Origin of the sequence: Micromonospora matsumotoense (genome assembly GCF_050951065.1) — a bacterium.
GTDB classification, from domain to species: Bacteria; Actinomycetota; Actinomycetes; order Mycobacteriales; family Micromonosporaceae; genus Micromonospora; species Micromonospora matsumotoensis.
This window is the reverse complement of sequence record NZ_CP192025.1, coordinates 4793011-4812475: the sequence shown is the minus strand read 5'-3', so window position 1 is coordinate 4812475 and position 19465 is coordinate 4793011. Positions and strand designations below refer to the sequence as shown.

The 19465-nt window shown below is 71.0% G+C and carries 12 protein-coding genes; 10 read left to right on the top strand and 2 right to left on the bottom strand.

Translation table 11 applies throughout. The features are described from left to right. Position 1 precedes the first annotated feature (1 nt). Complete coding sequence (locus ACQP1S_RS20740; RefSeq protein ID WP_432898042.1) at positions 2-994, bottom strand: WXG100 family type VII secretion target; 993 nt, start codon at positions 992-994, stop codon at positions 2-4. Continuing rightward, complete coding sequence (locus tag ACQP1S_RS20735; protein ID WP_091250198.1) at positions 991-1410, bottom strand: YbaB/EbfC family nucleoid-associated protein; 420 nt, start codon at positions 1408-1410, stop codon at positions 991-993. Before ACQP1S_RS20735 ends, ACQP1S_RS20740 begins: the two co-directional genes overlap by 4 nt. Before the next feature lie 308 nt (positions 1411-1718). Here ACQP1S_RS20735 and ACQP1S_RS20730 point away from each other — a divergent pair, with 308 nt between their 5' ends. The 10 genes from ACQP1S_RS20730 (at position 1719) to ACQP1S_RS20685 (ending at position 19459) form a co-directional block, all read left to right on the top strand. Further along, positions 1719-2039: a WXG100 family type VII secretion target gene (locus ACQP1S_RS20730; protein WP_091250196.1), complete on the top strand. Its 321-nt coding sequence runs from the start codon at positions 1719-1721 to the stop codon at positions 2037-2039. A gap of 45 nt (positions 2040-2084) precedes the next feature. Continuing rightward, positions 2085-2387, top strand: coding sequence for a WXG100 family type VII secretion target (locus tag ACQP1S_RS20725; RefSeq protein ID WP_091250193.1), 303 nt, complete (start codon positions 2085-2087; stop codon positions 2385-2387). A 97-nt stretch (positions 2388-2484) separates the two neighbouring features. Continuing rightward, positions 2485-3405, top strand: coding sequence for a hypothetical protein (locus ACQP1S_RS20720; protein ID WP_091250189.1), 921 nt, complete (start codon positions 2485-2487; stop codon positions 3403-3405). Between the two features lie 75 nt (positions 3406-3480). Further along, complete coding sequence (locus tag ACQP1S_RS20715) at positions 3481-6216, top strand: hypothetical protein (RefSeq protein WP_432898036.1); 2736 nt, start codon at positions 3481-3483, stop codon at positions 6214-6216. After that, entirely contained in the window at positions 6191-6574 is a 384-nt protein-coding gene (locus tag ACQP1S_RS20710; RefSeq protein WP_141723164.1) for a hypothetical protein, read from the top strand. The genes ACQP1S_RS20715 and ACQP1S_RS20710 overlap by 26 nt, the downstream gene beginning before the upstream one ends. Before the next feature lie 19 nt (positions 6575-6593). Continuing rightward, the gene (gene eccCa, locus ACQP1S_RS20705; RefSeq protein WP_432898033.1) at positions 6594-10550 is read left to right on the top strand and encodes a type VII secretion protein EccCa; all 3957 of its coding nucleotides are present in this window, start codon (positions 6594-6596) and stop codon (positions 10548-10550) included. Between the two features lie 13 nt (positions 10551-10563). Continuing rightward, positions 10564-11976, top strand: a complete 1413-nt coding sequence (gene eccD / locus ACQP1S_RS20700; RefSeq protein ID WP_432898030.1) for a type VII secretion integral membrane protein EccD — start codon at positions 10564-10566, stop codon at positions 11974-11976. Positions 11977-11981: 5 nt separating this feature from the next. Beyond that, a complete protein-coding gene (gene eccB, locus ACQP1S_RS20695; protein ID WP_432898027.1) occupies positions 11982-13337 on the top strand; it encodes a type VII secretion protein EccB in 1356 nt (451 codons plus the stop codon). A 4-nt stretch (positions 13338-13341) separates the two neighbouring features. Next, positions 13342-16116, top strand: coding sequence for a hypothetical protein (locus ACQP1S_RS20690; protein WP_432898024.1), 2775 nt, complete (start codon positions 13342-13344; stop codon positions 16114-16116). 7 nt (positions 16117-16123) lie between these two features. Continuing rightward, on the top strand, positions 16124-19459 hold the full coding sequence (locus ACQP1S_RS20685; RefSeq protein ID WP_432898021.1) for a right-handed parallel beta-helix repeat-containing protein: 3336 nt from the start codon (positions 16124-16126) through the stop codon (positions 19457-19459). The last annotated feature ends 6 nt before the right edge of the window (positions 19460-19465 follow it).

The following is a 19465-nucleotide window of genomic DNA, read 5'->3' as shown; positions in this document are numbered from 1 at the left end:
GTCAGGAGGGATCGGTGAGCAGCGGAACGGCGGTGCCGTCCGAACGGAAGCTGATCAGCAGTGGACGGTATGCGGATGAGGTCGGATCCGGGGCAGGTCCCTCCTTGGGTTTGACCAGAAAGAACTGGTCGCCGCCGGAGTCGACGGGCTGGCCGTCGGGCCCGGTGACCCGGTGCCGTACACCCAGCGGGACGATCGAGTCGTAGTAGTTGGCATCGGCGCGCGAGGTGCCGTCGGAGAAGGTGCTCAGCGTCTGCAACTGGTAACCCGAGGGAATCGGATCGCCGTCGATGAGAACGCCTGCGGTGCCGTAGTGGCGGAACGAGGAGATGGCCGGCACCATCGGCGTCAGCGCGGCCTGCTGCGCGTCGTGGGCCGGCTCCTTGTCGATGAGCGGTTCCGCGTTGAGCACGCCGGCCTCTATCCGTTGGGCTGGCTCCTTCTCGATGACCGAACCGGCGAAGAGCAGGGCGGCCTCCATCGGTTCGCCGGGCCCCTGCGGTGCCTTCGGGTCGATGTTCCGGCCGGCGATGGTCACGCCGACCTCCAATGACGCTTTCCCCAGCTTGAGCAGCGGCCGAGCGACTTCGACACCAGCCTCGTGCAACGGCGGGTCTTCGCCGGCGGTGGACTGCCGCAACCTGAACTGGGTGGGCAGTTCCTCGAACGCGGAGCTGATCTGGCGACCGGCCTCGTTGGCCTCCTCGTCCGCCTGCCGGTACCCCTCGCCGCTGAGCCGGAGGCCGACGGCCGCGTACTCCAGGGAACCCTTGACACGGCGGATGGTGTCCTCGATGGCATCGATGGTCTGGTCGAACTGTTTCTTGAACTGGTTGCCGATGTCGTCGTCGCCCCACGCGGGGCCGTACTGCGTCCGCAGGTGGGACAACTGGCGAAGGTAGCTGTCGTAGCGGGCGATGTGCCTGGCGTACGAGTCACCAGCTTCGATGACGCCTTCGGGGTCGACCCAGATGGAACCCGACGGCCGGCTCACGGCTGCTCCGGTCGGGGGCCGAGTATCTCGCGGAAGCTGCTGTTGATCCGGGGCCCCTCCGGCGGCAGGAACATGTCGACACCGGCCTCGCCCCGGACCACCTTGGCCGCGTCCACCCCCTCGGGTAACAACGGTGCCAGCAGGTTCGCCGCCTGGACCATGACCTGCTCCTTCGCCTCCGTGAAGGTCTGCATGATGCTGGTCTGCAGCGCGAGCGGGGTCATCCGTCGGTAGGCGCTGGTCGGGAAGGCGATGTCGGTGATCACGCCGTTCTGCCCGACCGTGACCGTCACCTCACGCCGGGGGGAGGTGGCGGACGCCCTGACCTCTTTCATCCGTTCCTGGAGTTCCGTCACGCTGTTGCGCTGACGTTCGTACTCCGCGAACAGCTCCTCCATGCGGTCGTTGAAGCTCATGTCGACCGGCTCCCTTCTGCGCGGGCTCAAGTAGAGGCCGGGATCGGGTACGCGGAAAGGGGTGCCCCGGTTTACGGGCACGAACGTGCAGCGCCTCTTCCCTACCGCACGGGCTGCCGGCCGGCCTCGCGTGTGGTGCGTCGGACGGCGGACAGGGGTGAAGTAGGCAAAGTTGCCCGTCGTTCGGACATGCGCCCCTCGCCGGCCTTGCCGGAGACGGCCGGTCGCCGTGAACACTCGGTACGGCGAGCGCCGAGCGCACGAGACTCGACGTCGTCACCTCGACTTACGACGAAAGGAGAGCCGCTGTGACCATGCCAACGGTCCAGACTTCCGAACCGGGTATGGAGGCGGCGGCCAAGGAGTTCGCCAGCAAGGCCGGCGAGTTCAATGGCCACCTGCGTGCCGTCAACGGTGAGATGAGGACTTTGCAGGCGAGCTGGCGGGGTGACGCCTCCAACAGCTTCAACCACGCGATGGACAACTGGGAGGCGTCCTTCCAGACGGTCATCAACCAGTTGCTTCGCATGATGGACGTCATGGGAGCAACGACCGCCGGTTACCGGGCCGCAGAGGAGGATGCCTCGCAGACCGCCCAGGCATTCTCGTCGGCGCTGCCCGGAGTCTGACCCTTTCCCGGTCACTCACCTACGCACTCGAGAAAGGACCTGACGGTGTCCAACTACCGGTTCGACTTCAACCAGGCAGACGCCACCCTCTATGACATGGGCCGGATCAACGGGCGTATCTCGGATGCGCTCGACGAGATGGAGCGCAACGTCGAGAGCAGCCTCCAGGACTGGAGCGGTGACGCGCAGACCACCTATCGCGACGCCAAGATCGAGTGGCGGAGAGCCGCCACCGCGATGACGGTCCACCTGGATCAGGCGCGTAACACGCTGCTGGCGATCTCGGACAACTACGGGACGACCGAGCAGCGGCACACCAGGATCTGGAACGACGTTCGCGGCGGCTGACCCGCCGGTCGGCTGCCGGGCCGGTGCCGCCCGGCAGCCGACGGGCCGCCCGGCACCACTTCCTGGAAGTCGGCCGCACTGCAAAGGTTGATCAAAGATGGGCGTCGATTACAGCTATCCCAACGATGAGGCTATCGACCAGACCGGCATTCTGGACAAGTTCAACGCCGGCGAGATCGGGGGCTTTCCGGGTAAACACCCGGAGGGCTGGATCCAGGCGGTCATTGACGAGGTCCAGGCAGAGATCCAAAGTAACAGCAACTCGATGCAGAAGGTGGACTGGTCCCACTACAGCGCCGAGGAGAAGGCCGCCTACGACTGGTACACGGACGAGGTGATCCCGCGTGACAAGTGGGACAAAATCGTCGACGATTACAAGGCGGACTCCGCCAAGGAGGAGAATGTCACCTGGGAGAAATACGGTGGCACCGACTACTCCGGCATCGACGGGAAGATCAACCCCCCGGACGTCAAGGTCTACACCGGCGGCGACAACAAGAACGGTGCGCTGAAGGTCAGCACCGAGGCCATTCGCTACTTCGCCAACTCGATCGGTGCCCTCGTCGGTACGGACGGCAAGGGCAACAGCATGATGCTCGACGTCAGCAACAAGCTCGGCGAGCTGAACGTGCTTCCCGGCAAGTTCGCCCGGGCCGAGGTCATGCGGCAGAAGATCAGCGGCGACGGCAGCACCAACACGGGACTGATCGGGGACACCCAGGGTCTCCTGGTGAAGGTCCACCAGACGCTCTTCGCGCTACGCGAGAGCCTGCTCAAGATGGCCGACTCCTACGAGTACACCGAGGACGACAACCTGCGTACCGGCAAGGACCTCGAAAAGAAGACCAAGGAGTTCAACGCCATGACCAAGGAGGAGTTCACCAAGGCCATGGGCAAGCCGTGGGGGCAGATCAGCGACATCGACGACTACGGCCAGGTCGGCACCGAAGGCGGCGGCGGCAAGTCCGGTGGTGGCGAGTCCGGCGGCGGTAAGGGTTCGGACGGCGGCGCCAAGTAGTCCTCGCAGTGCCGGACCTGGGGACTCCGGACCGGGCAGTGTTCTCGTACTCGTACAGAGGTTGGTGGATAAGGCATGCCAGAATCCCAGACGGGCTCGGCGGACACCTGGGGAAGCTCCGTGGACCCCAAGGCCACCTTCCCTCCGTTGACGGTGCCCACCGAGCCCCTCAACGACCTGGAGATCTGGGCGCAGATGGATCCGCCCGGATGGCGGCGGATCAAGGCAGCTGTCACCGGCGGGTCGGCGATCGAGAGCGAGGCGGGACACACCTACGCCGACTCGCTGATCAGCTACGAGAGCCTGGTCGACGCGGCGTCGGCGTTCCAGCAGGCGTACAACACTCTGCACTGGCTGGAGACGTTCGTCAGCCTGCACTCCCATGCGATCGCCGGTGAGGACAAGGCCTGGCAGGGCGAGGCGGCGCAGGCGTTCCTGGCCAAGATGGACTACTTCAGCGAGTTCCTGGGCAACCAGGCGGAGCGGCTGCTCGGCGGGCCGGGAATGCCGTCCTCGGCGACCCTGCCCCATCAGCTGATGAAGGACGCGAGCTATCTCAAGTGGGCGCAGGAACAACTGAACTACCTCGATGTCGCCTGGGCGAAGATCGCCTACGACGACGGCAACACCAGCAAGACGAGCGGCGGCAACGTCGCGATCAGCTCCACCCGGTTCGCCCGGCCGATGACGAACCAGATGCTGGAGGTCGCGCTCACGCTGGCGGAGCAGTACTCGGCGACCGTCGGGAAGGTCACCTCACCCGAGGGCGACGGCACCCTCGGCATCGACAAGCCGACGGACCCGCCCAAGCCGACCGAGCCGCCGACCGATCCGCCGACCGAGCCGCCGACGGACCCGCCGACCGAGCCGCCCACCGAGCCGCCCACCGAGCCGCCCACCGAGCCGCCGACGGAGCCGCCGACTCAGCCGCCCTACGACCCGCCGACGGACCCGCCCACCGAGCCGCCGACTCAGCCGCCGCACGAACCTCCGCTGGATCCGCCGACGAGTCCGCCCGTCGATCCGCCGGTGGGTGGCCTGCCGGGGTCACCGGGCGTCGACGATCCACCCGTTTCCGGCCCGCCCAGCCGCCTCGACAACAACCCGCCGGGTGTGAACGGTCCAGGCGGGTCCGGTGTCGAACCGCCGGTCGTCGCCGACCCGCCGGGAGGAGGGGGCCTGCCGGGAGGAGGGGGCCTGCCCGGCCTCGTCCCACCGCCCGTCAACGGCCCGCCGTTGAACACTCCCGGTGGCGGCGGTGCGCCGCCCGGCGGGGTCGTCCCACCCCCGATTTCGCACCTTCCGGGCTCCGGCAACCAGGGTCCCGGCAACAACGGCGGGGCAAAGCCGCCCCCGGTCGGCCAGGTCCCCGGTGGAGGTGGGGTCGAGCTGCCCGGAGGCGGTCTTCCTGGCGGCGGTGGTCTGCCGCCCGGTGGTGGTGTGCCTGGCGGCGGCGGCCTGCCCGGTGGGGTGGATCTGCCCCCCGGTGGTGGTCTGCCCGGTGGCGGTGGTCTGCCCCCTGGTGGTGGTGTGCCGGGTGGCGGTGGTCTGCCCCCTGGTGGTGGTGTGCCGGGTGGCGGTGGTCTGCCCGGTGGGGTGGAACCGCCGGGCGGAATCGACCCGCCTGGCGGCGCCCATTCGCCGGGTGGTGGCTCGCCGCCGGGTGCGCCGGGTCAGGGGCCGATGCCGGGGATGCCCGGATCCCCTGGTTCCGGGCTGGGTGGTGGCGGCTCGTCGCCGGAGCGGCCGGACTCATCCGGCCTGGTCGAAGGGGATCTGGAGGACTGGACGCCGGGCGGCTCCGACATCGGTGACCCGTTCGCACCCGGCGGTACGGCCGCCGGCGGCGGTGGTCTGCCCGGCGGGGTGAAACTGCCGGGCGGAATCGATCCCCCCGGTGCCCATTCTCCGGGTGGTGGTTCGCCGCCGGGTGCGCCGGGTCAGGGGCCGATGCCGGGGATGCCCGGATCCCCTGGTTCCGGGCTGGGTGGTGGCGGCTCGTCGCCGGAGCGGCCGGACTCATCCGGCCTGGTCGAAGGAGACCTGGGGGACTGGACGCCGACGACTGTCGGGGTGGACGCCCCGGATGCTCCCGGCGGCGCCACTGCCGGGGGCGCCGGCCTCGGGGAGGGATCCGTGCGCCTGCCGGCCACTAGCCTGCCGGCCATCCCGGGGAGCCCGGGTGCCCCTGGGGCCGGGGCGGCCGGCAGCAACCCCGCGGCGCGTCCGGACGCCGCCGGCCTGGTCGAGGGTGACGCCGCAGACTGGGTGACCACCCGCCCCGACCCGATGATCGGTCCCGGGTCGTCCACCGGCACGGCCGCTGGCGGGGCCGGCCTCGGCACCCCTGCGGTCGACCCACCCACCGGCCGTGGAGCCGCGACGTCCGGATCTGGTCCCGTCCTGCCGATGCTGCCGGGGCTGCCCGCTGCCGAAGGACGGGACCGGGAGGCCCCGCCGCGGCCTGACGCCGCCGCGCTGGTCGTGGGGGACGCGCAGGATTGGTCCGCCGTACCGTCGGTCGTCGGCGTGCCGGACTCGGTGCCCCTGCCGGTGGCTGGGGCTGGAACCGGGGCCGCGACCAGGGCCGGGGAGCGTGCCAGGGCCGATCGGCCGGACGCCGCAGAACTGCTTCACGAGGAGGAACCCACCTGGGCCGGTGCCGAGGCGCCGCCGCTGGATGACGACCGGGTGCCGATCGTACGACCGGTCGAGAAGATCGTCGACACGTCGGACTGGGACGACACCGGCGACGCCTGGTGGTTGCACGGCGAGGAGCCCGAGGATGCCGATCGGACGACCAGTGCGTGACGGGTTCGAGCCGGCGCCCCTGAAGGCGTGGAAACGGGGCCGGTCGACCGGCCCGGCCAACCCGGAGCGGACTACGCCGGAGCGGCCGATGATGTGCGGTGGCCCGGAGTACACCAGCGCCGAGCGACTTGAGTTGGTGCGCCAGAAACAGCGGGAGATGGACGAGGCGGCCCGCCGTGAGCGGGAGGAGGCCGAGGCGCGCGAGGCAGCCAAGCGTCGGGGCCCGAAGCCGGCCGACGATGAGGACGAGTACCCCGCCGGCGAGCGGCCCCGCAAGGACCGGTACGCGGTCACGCTGCTGCGCCAGGACGACTCGGCCTGGGGCGGCGGCAGTGAGGGGTCCGGGGTGCTCGGATGAGCGGAAATGGAGCGCCGGCATGAGCACGGTCACCGTCAAACGTCCGCCCCGCGCCGCCGGTCCGGAGGCACCGGACGGAGAGGTCGAGCTGCAGGAACCGCCGCTGATGGCGGAAGAGGCGCCGCTCGACTTCCGCTCGTTCGCGATGATCGTGCCGATGGGCCTCGGCATGGGCGCCATGATGGCGATGTTCGGCCTCTACAGCCGCGCCCCGATGATGTACGTGATGGGCGGCGCGATGGCCGCCGGCATGCTGCTGATGGGCGTCATGCAGATCGGCCGTGCCGCCGCCGACCGCAAGCGGCAGATGCGCGGCGAACGTCGCGACTTTCTGCGTTACATCGCCCAGCTGCGCAAACAGGCCCGGACCGCAGCCGAGGAACAGCGCCGGGCGGTGATCTGGAACAACCCGCAGCCGGACTGGCTCTGGTCGGTGGCGATGAGCAGCCGGCTCTGGGAGCGACGACCCAGCCACGAGGACTTCGGCCGGATCCGGATCGGGCTCGGCCGGCAGAACGCGATGCTGCGGTTCCTTCCCCCGCAGACCAAGCCGATCGAGGACCTGGAGCCGCTCGCCTCGATCTCGCTGCGGCGTTTCTCCGAGGCGTACCGGACGGTCTCTGCCGTGCCGACCTCGGTGGGTCTGCGCAGCTTCACCAGCGTCGAGTTCGAGGGCGCGGCGGAGGCGGCCATCGACCTGGTCCGGGCCATGGTGGCCGCCCTGGTCACCCTGCACGCGCCGGACGAACTGCGGATTGCCGTCCTCGCCCCCGAGGTGCACCGCGGCGCGTGGGACTGGATCAAGTGGCTGCCACACAACGCCCACCCGACCGCGTTCGATGCGGCCGGCCCGGTCCGGCTGTTCGCCGGCAGCCACGACGAGCTGACCGACCTGCTCGGCATGGAGATCGCCGATCGGGGCGACCACGACCGGGAGGCCCGGCCCTCGTCCAGCGAACCGTTCGTGGTGATCATCGCGCAGCTGGCCGACCTGCCGGACAGCTCGCGGCTGCTCGGCGCCGGCATCCGCAACGTGGTCCTGCTCGACCTGACCGGGCAGATGCCCGGCGGCCCCAAGGTGCTGCGGCTGACCCTGGACCAGGAGCTGGTGACGTTCCCCGCCGGGGACACCACCGGTTCTGCGGTACGCGACGGGCTCGGCGCGGCCGAGTGCGAGGCGCTGGCCCGGATCATCGCCCCGAAGCGGACCAGCGGCACCCTCGACGTGGTCGAGGAGCCGCTGGAGAGCAGCTTCGAGCTGACCACGCTGCTCGGCATCCGCGACGCCCACTCCTTCGACGTCGCGGCGCTGTGGCGCAACCGCGCACCCCAACGCAACCGTCTCACCGTCCCGATCGGGGTCACCGAGGGCGGTGAGGTCATCGAGTTGGACCTCAAGGAGTCCGCGCAGGGCGGCATGGGTCCGCACGGCCTGCTCATCGGCGCCACCGGCTCCGGCAAGAGCGAACTGCTGCGGACCCTGGTCTGCGCGCTGGCCGCCACCCACTCCTCCGAGATCCTCAATCTGGTGCTGGTCGACTTCAAGGGCGGCGCGACCTTCATCGGGATGGAGAAGCTGCCGCACACCTCGGCGGTGATCACCAACCTCGCCGACGAACTGCCCCTCGTCGACCGGATGCAGGACGCGCTCAACGGGGAGATGACCCGCCGCCAGGAGATGCTGCGGGCCAGCGGGTACTCGTCGCTCTTCGACTACGAGAAGGCCCGCGCCGCCGGCGCCCAACTGGTGCCGTTCCCCGTCCTGCTGATCATCGTGGACGAGTTCAGTGAGCTGCTGTCCAGCAAGGGCGAGTTCATGGATCTGTTCGTCTCGATCGGTCGGCTCGGCCGGTCCCTCGGTGTGCACCTGCTACTGGCCTCGCAACGGCTGGACGAGGGCCGGATCAACCGGGTCGAGGGACACCTGTCCTACCGCCTCGCCCTGCGGACCTTCTCGTCGATGGAGTCCCGGTCGGTGATCGGTGTCGGCAAGGCGTACGAACTGCCGCCCGAACCCGGCAACGGATACCTGAAGATCGACACCAGCAACCTGGTCCGGTTCAAGTCCGCCTACGTCTCCGGACCGTACAAGGGCAGTGGGCTGCACGGCGGGAACGACGACGAGCAGGAGCGGGTCGTCGCCGAGGTCGTCCCGTTCCACGCCGGGCAGGTCGCGGCCCGGCACGACCCCGGCCGGGCCCAGGCCCTCGATCCTGTCGAGGAGCCCGCTGAGGAGCCCGAGTCCACCACCGGTCCGACCCTCGTCGAGGTGCTGCTCAACCGGATCGCCGGCGCCGGCCCACCGGCCCGTCAGGTGTGGCTGCCGCCGCTGTCCGCAGCACCCAGCCTGGACACGCTGCTGCCCAGCGTCGTGCCGGATCCACTACGTGGCATGACGGTGGACGACCCGGGCGCGCAGGGCCGCCTGCGGGTGCCGGTCGGCATCGTCGACCGCCCCGCCGAACAACTGCGCGAACTGCTCACGATCGACCTCGGCGGTGCGGACGGGCACATCGGCATCGCCGGTGCGCCACAGAGTGGCAAGTCCGCGCTGCTGCGCAGTGTGATTCTCGCGTTGGCGCTCACCAACACCCCGCGTGAGGTGCAGTTCTACGGGCTCGACTTCGGCGGCGGCGGTCTCGCCTCGATCGCCGGGCTGCCGCACATCGGCTCCATCGCCACCCGGATGGAACGCGACCGGGTGGTCCGGACCATCGAGGAGGTCTGGCAGGTCATGGAGCGTCGCGAGTACGAGTTCGCCAACCGTGGCCTCGACTCGATGAGCAGCTACCTGGCGGCCCGTGCCCGGGGCGACATCGACGACCCGTACGGGCACGTGTTCCTGGTGATCGACGGCTGGTACACGATGAAGCAGGACTTCAGCGACCTGGAGACGCGGTTCCAGGAGCTGGCCTCGCGGGGACTGTCGTTCGGCGTACACGTGATCGTGTCCGCGACCCGGTGGTCGGAGATGCGGACCTGGCTGCGCGACCTGCTCGGCACCCAGCTGGAGCTGCGCCTGGCCGACTCGATGGAGTCCGAGGTGGGCTCACGCAAGGCCGCCACCGTGCCGAACCAGCCAGGACGTGGCCTGACCAGCGGCGGACTGCACTTCCTCGGTGCGCTGCCGCGGATGGACGGCAGTTCGTCGGTCGACGACCTCGCCGAGGCGACCAAGTCCACGGTCGAGGAGATCAGCACGTTCTGGACCGGTCCGGCGGCACCGGGGGTGCGGATGCTCCCCACCCAGCTGCCCGTGGCGAGCCTGCCGGTGCCGGAACCGGCCTTCAAGGTCTGCATCGGTCGCGACGAGCAACGACTGGCCCCGGTCTGGCACGACTTCATGGTCACCCCGCACCTGCTGGTCTTCGGCGACAACGAGACCGGCAAGTCGAACATGCTCCGGCTGGTCCTGCGGGCCATCCAGCGGCACTACACCCCGGAGCAGGCCAAGGTCGTCCTCGGTGACTCCCGCCGCGACCTCGACACCGCCATCACCACCGACTACCAGGTCGGGTTCGGTTTCACCGGCGACAAGCTCCACGAGTTGGCCGGGCAGACCTCCGTGTCGATGAACCGCCGGGTGCCCGGTCAGGAGATCTCCTCCGAGCGGATGCGCCGCCGCGACTGGTGGGAGGGCCCGGAGCTGTTCGTCATCGTCGACGACTACGACCTGATGACCCGCGGGTCCGGGCCGGGCTCCGCCCTCGACCCGCTCCTTCCGCTGCTGGCCCAGGGCGTCTACATCGGACTTCACGTGATCGTCGCGCGCAGCACGTCGGGCGCGATGCGGGCCATGATGGACCCGGTCCTGCGTCGCATGTGGGAGCTGAGCACCCCGGCCACCCTGCTGTCCTACCCGAAGGAAGAGGGCAGGTTCCTGGGCGAGGCGGCGCCCCGCAGACTGCCGCCCGGACGCGCCCAACTGGTCACCCGCCGTGGCGTCAAGTTGATCCAGACCGGGTACGTCGAATGAGAGGGGACCACCGGTGAGCGCCACGCTCAGCGCCGAACTCTGCCGGATCACCGTGATCGGTCCGGCCCGCAGGGTCGACCTGGCGGTTCCGGCGACCACGACGGTTGCCACCCTGCTTCCCCTGCTGGTGCAGCAGACCACCGACACCGGCCCACGTCTCGAACCCGGCGCGTCCGACGGCGCCGCCTGGGTACTACAGCGCCTCGGTCAGGCCCCCTTCGAGCTGGCCGGTACCCCGGAGAGCCTCGACTGGCTCGAGGGTGAGCAGCTCCACCTCTGTCCGGCTGCGGATCCGCTACCGGAACTGGACTTCGACGACCTCGCCGACGGGGTCGCCACCACGGTCAACCGGCGCAACGACCGCTGGCAGCCCGAGTACCGCCGGATCCTGTTCGCCCTGCTGTCGGTCGTCGCCATGGGGGCCATCGTCGTCGTACTCACCGCACACGGTCCGGCGCTGCCCCAGGTCGTCGCCGGGTCCGTGCTGAGCATCGCACTGCTGGCCGCGGCGCTGGTCTGCGGTCGTCGGCTGGACGACGGCGCCTTCTCGTTGCTGTTCGCCGGGGGTGCGGTCGGCTTCGCCGCCGTCGCCGCGTCCAGTGCGGTCGACGGTGATCCGGAGCGCATCGCGGTGACCGGTGCGGCGGTGCTGGCCACCGCCGTCGCCAGCCTGACCGTCGCCGCCGTCCTGCTGCTGGCACAGCGGACCTTCGCACCGTACCTGCCGGTCCCGCCGTTGCTCGGGGTCGGCGTGACCGGGCTGGTCGCCGCACTGGTGCTGCTGATGCGCGACGGCAGCGGGATGACCATGCAGCGGACCGCCGCCGTCGCCGTCCTGGCGCTTCTCGTCGTGATCGTGCTGGCTCCCCGGCTGGCGGTGAAACTGTCCCGACTGCGCGGCCCACAACTGCCGAAGACCAGCGAGGACATGTCGTACGACATCGAGCCCGCCTCCTCCGACGAGGTCCGGCGGCGCACCGACGACGCGGACACCTACCTGACCGCGGCGATGGCCACGTCGGCGGTGGTGCTGCCGGCACTGTTCCACTTCACGATGCAGGTGCCCGGCTGGGCGGGCTGGAGCTTCGTCCTGGTGGTCGCCAGTGCAATCCTGTTGCGCTCGCGTACCTTCCTCGGCCTCTGGCAGCGGATCGCGCTGGTCGTCGCCGGTACCGTCGGATACCTCATGGTGATCACGAAGCTCGCCGATCTGATGTCGCCAGCCTGGCGATGGGTGCTGCTCAGCGCACTCGTCGCGCTGCTGGTGCCACTCGTGCTGGCGGCGCTACGGCCCTGGCCCCGGCGGATGCTGCCGTTCTGGGAATACGCGGCGACCTTCTTCGACGTCACCACCGGGGTGGCCGTGCTGCCGATCCTGGCGCAGATCCTCGGGATCTACGCCTGGGCCCGCGGACTCTTCGGGTAGCCACCATGCAGACCCAACGAGACCACGTGCACGCCCACACCTTCATGATGGGCCGGCTCAGCTCCGCCCTCGTCCAGGGCGACCCGACGAGCGCGCAGATCCCCGGGCAGCGCGCGTTGACCGGCCTGCTGATCGGAATCATCCTGGTCCTGCTGGCCGGCGGGGGATTCGCCGTCTACGGCTGGATCGTCCCCGGCGGCAGCAAGGCATACCGCCAGGCCGGCGTGATCCTGGTCGAGAAGGAGAGCGGGACCCGGTACGTCTACCGCGACGGCCTGCTCCACCCGACGCCGAACCTGACCTCCGCGATGCTGTTGCAGGGCCCGTCGGCCACCGTCAAGCTGATCTCCCGCAGCTCGATCAAGGACCTGCCGCGTGGCCCGGAGATCGGTATCGCCGACGCGCCGCAGGCCATCCCCGCCGCGAACGCCCTGGTGACCGGCCCCTGGCTGGTCTGCCTGCCGGGCTCGGTGGTGGACCGGCCCGGCCCGGGGTTCGGCGTGAACCTCGATCCGCAGGCCGCCGCCGCACCGCTGGACGACCGCACCTTCGCGGTGGTCGGCGGCCCCGACGGCGTCACGTACCTGCTCGCCGGGCACGACAAGTTCCCGTTGGCCGACGATTCGGTGCTGGTCGCGCTGGGTGCCGCCAACGCGCGGGTGGTCACCGCGCCGGCCGCCTGGCTGGACCGGGTGCCGACCGGCGTCCTGCTCGGCCCGGCGGAACTCCCCGACGCGGGCGACCCCGGCCCACCCCTCGACGGTCGCTCCTACCCGGTGGGCACGCTGTTCCGACAGCGACCGGCGGCCGGAGCGGAACAGCTCTTCGTGCTCCGCAGCGACGGGCTGGCGCCGGTCAGCCGGATGGAGTTCACCCTCGCGGCGGTCCGCGACGGCGGTACGCCGGTGACTCTGGACGCCGCCGCCGTCGCCCGGGCCCCCCGTTCCGGTGACCGGACGCTCGTCGACCGGCTGCCGGACCTGACCGGATTCCAGTGGCGGGACTCCGACGACCGGGTGCTCTGCCTGCGGCAGCGGCCCTCCGGCGAGGACTCGGTCAGCAGCGAGATCGTCGTCAGCGACCGGCGCTCCTCCGGGGTCTACGACAACGGCACGACGACCGTGCTGGCCAAGGCGGGGTCGGGCCTGACCGTGCGGCCGGTGCCCACGGCGAAGGTCAGTGCCGAGGTGGCGCTGATCTCGGACCAGGGGATCGCCTACCCGCTGGCCGATGCCGACACCGTCTCCGCGCTCAAACTCCACGCGGCGGCGGCTGTCCCATTCCCGAGGGACCTGCTGGCGGCCCTGCCGCAGGGCCCGGTGCTCAGTCGTACGGCCGTCAACGGACTTGCTAGGGGGTAGCGTCATGGCATCCATCCGAGATCTGCTGCGCGGCGGACGGAGTGAGTCCGGCGACGTGGTCCAGCACACCGTCGGCAACGCGCTCGTCCTGCACCACCGGGACGAGATCAGCGGCGAGGCACAGTCGCTGGCGCTCTCTGTCGTCGCCGACACCGACAACGACGTGGTGGTGCTGGACCTCGGCGACGGTATGCCGATCGGCTCGTGGGAGTCGATGGCCGCGGTGCTGCCGCGTCGCCGTCGAGGTATCCGGCTGGTGGCCTGTGGACAGCAGCACCACACGGCCGCGATGGCCGGGCAGTGGCTCTCGGAACGGCTGAGCCGAACCGTCATCGCCCCCGACGGCGACCTGGTCCGAGGCTCGGCCGGTGCGCTCTTCGTGCACTCGAAGCCGGGTAGCGGCTGGGTGCGGTTCCGGCCCGGAAAACCACCGGCCTGGGACGCCAAGCGCTATCCGACGCCGATGTGGGACACCGCCGCCACCGACAGCCGGGCCTGTAGCTCGACCGGGGAGATCGAGCCGCTGCCGGGTGGGGTCTGGATCCACGACGTACGCCTGCCGGAGGTCGTCACCGAGCACCGTGGCCGCCTCGTCGCCGACGTGCCGTGCCAGTCGGAGACGATGACCGTCCTGCTCGGCTGCCCGGGCACCGCCGCGCTCTCCCTCGACGACGTGGTCCGCTTCTGGCGCGCTCTGGACCCGGAGAGCCAGCTTCGGGCCCGCTTCGTGCAGTACGGCGACATCCGCATACCCGAGGGCGAGTCGTTCGGTCAGGCCCTGGCGGACCTGCTCGGCACCAACGTCGTCTGTTACCCCGGGGTCCCGATCGGCGCGCCGGGCAAGTTCGAGATCCGGACCGTACGCGCCGACGGCGTCCTCGGTTGGCCGCCGTTCGCCCAGGAACTCGGCTACTCCCCACGGGCGCATCCCCACTCGCGGGCCCGTCGTCCCCGCCTGCTCAGCCATCGCGCTCCGCTGAAGTGGACCGAGGAGATCTCGCCACGGGTGTACTGGTACGCCCCCGACGCGGTGGTCGAGGTGATCGAGGCGGGACTCTGGGTCCGCCCGGCCGACGAGCCGGGCAACGCGGAACGGGTCCGGTCGACACCGCTCGACCCCGAGGGCGGCACCATGATCTTCGACGACACCGTCCAGGGCCGGTCCGCCCGGATGCGGGAGTTGGCCGAGGACCTGGCCGCGCGGGTCGACGCGAGCGTGGGGCAGACCAGCACGCTCTTTCCCGCGTCGGTCCTGGTGCCGGGGCAGAAGCCGGACGGCCGCGCGCAGGCGAACCTGGCCGGCCCCGCGCAGCCGCGACCCGAGGTGGAACGGGGCGAGCCCACGGTGGTCGTACCGCGAAGGGCCCCGGTCGGGGTGGCCTCGGTGATCGGCATTCCGCCGCCGGTGTCGATGTCGGTGGTGATCCAGCCGGCGGCGGAGGTCCCTGATCCGGTGCGACCGGCGATCGCCGCGGCACCCGCCCCACCACCGCCGGCCGCCGCCGCCCCACCGCCGGCCGCCGCCGCCGCACCGCTGGCCGCCGCCGTCACGCCCTCCGTCGTCCCGGTGCCGGCGACCCGCTCCGCGTTCCTCGGCATCGCCATTCCCGTCCCCGCCGACCCGCGGCCCGAGCCGCCGGCTGCGGCTGCTGGCCCGGATCCGGTGCCGCCGGCTGCGGTGGCCGTCGCGCCCGCTGCTGCGCAGGTGGCGGGGGCTGATCCGGTGGCTGCGCCGGTTGCGCCGCTGGTGGCGGGGGCTGATCCGGTGCCGCCGCCCGCGCCGGTGGAGATTCCCACGGAGTCGTCGATCGACGACCCCGGCGGCACGGAGTCGCCGCGCCGGGCGGGACCGGTGCCAGCGGTCGATGCGACCACCGACCCGACAACCCCACCCGCCGCGCCGGTCGCGCCGGGGCCGGCTCGACCGGCACCGGGAACCGACCCGTCCGGTGTCCGGGTGCAACCGGTGGCGTCGCCGGAGGCCTCCGCCCTGCCGGGCAGCCGGGTGCTCGCCGAGGAACGGGCCTGGCTACGCCGCTCACTGAGCCAGGACTTCGATGCCATGGCCAGCTCGGTCTCCCGGATCATGTCGGAACATCCGGGCATGAACGCCGGTGGCGGCAGCACCGCCGACGACGTCCTCGTCGACTCGGTGGCGATCCGTCTGTTCCTGACCCGCCGGGGGGCCGGCATCGACGCCGGTCTGCGTTCGGGTGCGAACGGTCCGCATGTGCCACTGGCCCGGTGCGCGGTCTCCGGCCTCTCCCGGCTGCCCTCGTTCCGGGGGAGCACCGTCGTACGCACCACACCGAGCCCCGGCGAGTGGCACCTGTACCAGGGCCGACGGCTGGTCACCGACTGGAGCTTCGTCACCATGCTGACCGCGCCCTGTGCCGGCCAGGACGGCGACACCGACGTGCTGATCTGGTCGATGACCGCCCGCCGCACCGCTCTGCTGGAGCCCGAGGGCGACGAGCGCGTCGACGACCGGGTGGTGTTCCTGCCCGGCACCCACTTCAAGATCCTGGAGTTGGCGGAGCCGGACGGTGACCGCCGCGGCATCATCGCGCTCCGCGAGATCGGCGCCAACGAGATCGACGACGACGGTCGGGTCGACCAGAACCGGCTCTCCCTCGACGAGTTGGCCGTCGCGTCGCTGCACCGCAGCCTCGACCGGTGGGCCGGCACCGCGGGCCGCCACCGGATCGGCGCCGCCTCGGTCGGTCGCTTCGGCGTGCTACCCGGCCTCGTCCGCCCGCCGGTCGGGAAGAAGGGGTGACCCCGCGATGACCCGACAGGTCCTGACGGTGGGGGGCGGGCAACCCGGCGCGTTCTCCACGATCGGCGCGGCGGTCGCGCACGCCGAGCCGGGTGCCACGATCACCGTCCATCCCGGCCGGTACGTCGAGAAGCTGGTGGTCGGTAACCGGATCACCATCGCCGCCGAGTCCGGTGGCATCGTGCAGGTGCACGTCGAGGAGGGCAGCGTGCTGGCCGTCCACGGCGAGGGTGCGCAGCTGCGCGGCATCTCGCTGTCGAGCGACGACCCGAAGCTGGCCGCAGTCGACGTCTACTCCGGTGAGGCGGCGCTGGACGACTGCCGCGTCGGCGGCGCGGCCTGGGTGACGCTGCTGGCCCGGCTTCAGGGGACGCTCGCGCTGCGGCACTGCGAGATCCGGTCGTCCACGGGTGCCGCGATCGTGGTGACCTCGCCGGGCGCGAGCACGGTGGAGGACACCGTGGTCCGGGACGTGGCCACGTCCGGTGTCGTGGTCAGCGACAGGGGCTCGCTGACGCTGCGGCGCTGCACGATGGAGCGGACCGGCGCGAACAGCATCTGCGTGAACGGCGACGGTCGCCTCGTCGTCGAACGGTGCGAGATCGTCGCCGCCGGGAAGCCGGCGCTCGTGGTGGAACAGCGCGGTCATGCCCGGATCAACCGGTTGCGGGTACGCCAGAGCGCCAACGTCGACGTGTTCATGCGGGGCGAGATCGACGTGGTCGTCGCGGACTCCGAGTTCACCGGCGCGCAGTTGCAGGCCGTGCACATCGCCGGTGGCGCCACCCCGACGTTCCAGGGTTGCACCTTCGGCTCGGCCGGGCGCAGTGCCGCACACGTCACCGGGGAGGCGAAACCGACGTTCGTCGACTGCGTCTTCGCGGACTCGCCGATCGGCGTCACCGTGGAAGCGAAGAGCGGGCCGAGGTTCGAGGGAATCACCGTCCGGGGCAGCAGCGAGCAGGTCGCGGTCGTGACCGGCGCGGCCTCGATGACCGTGCACGGGCTGCGGGCCACCGTCACCAGGGGGGCCGGGCTGCTGGTCACCGACGGTGCCGGCGTGGAAGGCAGCGATCTGGTGGTCGACTCGGGCGGCGCTGCGGCGCTCGAACTGCGGGAATCGGCGCGCGGCACGATCCGCGACGCGAGGTTCACCGGCACGGCGGCCGTCTGCGTCGTGATCGGCTCCGGTGCGAGGTTGGATCTGCGATCGGCGGTGCTCGACGGCACCGGGCTGCGGGTGGCCGACAACGCCGACCTGCGGCTGCTGGACACCGAGTTCATCGACGTGTCGGGTGACGGACTGCAGGTCGGTGCCGCCGGCGCGGTGACCGCAAGCCGGGTACGGGTCCGCCGCGCCCGTCAGGCGGGGGTACGGCTGGAGCGCGGCTCCCGGGGCAGCTTCACCGACTGCGAGGTGCTGGAGAGCGGTGCCGCCGGCTTCGACGTGGACACTGCGGAGCCGGTGTCGATCACCCGCTGCGTCGCCCGCGACAGCGGTGGGGAGGACGTGCGGCAGACCGGCGACGCCCACCTGACGATCACGTCGCTGACCACCGGTCGGGCCGCCCGGCCCGTGGCACCCACCTCCCCGGCACCGCTGGCCACCGGATACGCCTCCGCGCCCACCCCGGAGGCCGATGGGGACCTCGCTGCGGGGCCGGCCGGCGACGAGCTCAGCGGACCGCTGCGCGAACTGGCCGGACTGATCGGTTTGAGCGGGGTGAAACAGGAGGTCACCGCACTGATCAACCTGATCAAGATGTCGCAGGTGCGGCAGCAGATGGGCCTGCCGATGCCGCCGATGAGCCGTCACCTGGTCTTCGCCGGCCCGCCCGGCACCGGTAAGACCACGGTCGCGCGTCTCTACGGTGCGGTCCTGGCCGAGCTGGGCGTCCTGGCCAAGGGCCACATGGTCGAGGCGGCGCGGGCGGACCTGGTCGGCCAGTACATCGGCTCGACCGCGATCAAGACCACCGAACTGGTCACCGGGGCGATCGGCGGGGTGCTCTTCATCGACGAGGCGTACACCCTCTCGGCCGGCTCGGGCGGCTCGGGTCCGGACTTCGGCCAGGAGGCGATCGACGCGCTGATGAAGATCATGGAGGACCAGCGCGACGAGCTCGTGGTGATCGTGGCGGGGTACTCGGAGCTGATGGAGCGGTTCCTGGCGTCCAACCCCGGTCTGGCCTCCCGGTTCACCCGGACCATCGAGTTTCCCAACTACTCCGTCGACGAGCTGGTCACGATCACCTCGAACCTGTGCCGCAAGCACTACTACGAGCTGACCGACGACGCGATCGACGCGTTGCGCACCTACTTCGAACGGGTGCCGAGGAACTCGACCTTCGGCAACGGCCGGGTGGCCCGCAAGCTGTTCGAGTCAATGATCAACAACCAGGCGTCCCGGCTGGCCGTCACACCGCCGACCAAGGACACCGAGATCAACCGGCTCACCGGCGCCGATCTCGCCCCCGAGCTGCGACTGCTGGAGGAACTGCCCGTCGAGCAGCGGAACCAGCCCGACGCCACCAGGAACCCGGGCGGTGCGATCAACGCCGCACGGAGCTGGCAACGGGTCTGCCGACTGGTCGGCGCCGCCGACGTACGCGAGTCGGTCGAAGCGACCCTGCTGAACCTCTGCGAGCTGCGCAACCGTCGTCGCTCCCCCGGCAAGCACGGTAACGTCCTGCTCTCCGGCGCGGCCGGCAGCGGCCGTGGCGAGTTCGCCCGCCACTACGCCGCCGGGCTCTCCGAACTGGACCTGGTCCCGATCGGGCAACTGGTGCGCGTCTCGACCCAGTTGCAGCTGGCGCCCCAGTGGTCGGGGCAGCTCCCCAGCCTGGTCCGGGCAGCCCTGGACGACGCCAGCGGGGGCACTCTGCTGGTCCACTACGTCGACGACGGCACCGGCGGCGGCCCGGAGGTCGTGGAGACACTGGTCGAGCAGCTTCGGACCAGGCTGGGTGACCCGGTGGTGGTGCTGGTCGCCGAGCCAGCTGCGATGACCGGCCTCGGTGCCGCGCTGCCGGGCCTGGCCGAGGTGTTCGGGCAGACCTGGCACGTACCCGAACTCACCGTTGCCGAGTTGGCCGAGGTGGTCGTGCGGCACCTGGTGCGGCGCGGACACGAGGTGCCGGACGACGTCCGGGCCGCGCTGGCCGGGCTGGCCGCCCGGATGCCCGAGCGCACCGTCCGCGCCGCGCACCTGCTCTCGCGGAGCCTGACCCGTGCAACCGGGTCTCGCACCCTCGCGCTGGCCGATCTGCACGGGCTGGTCAGCCACGACGATCCGGCCACCGTGGCGGCCCGCCAGTCCGGCGGGCTCGCGGCGGTCGGCTGAGAGGAG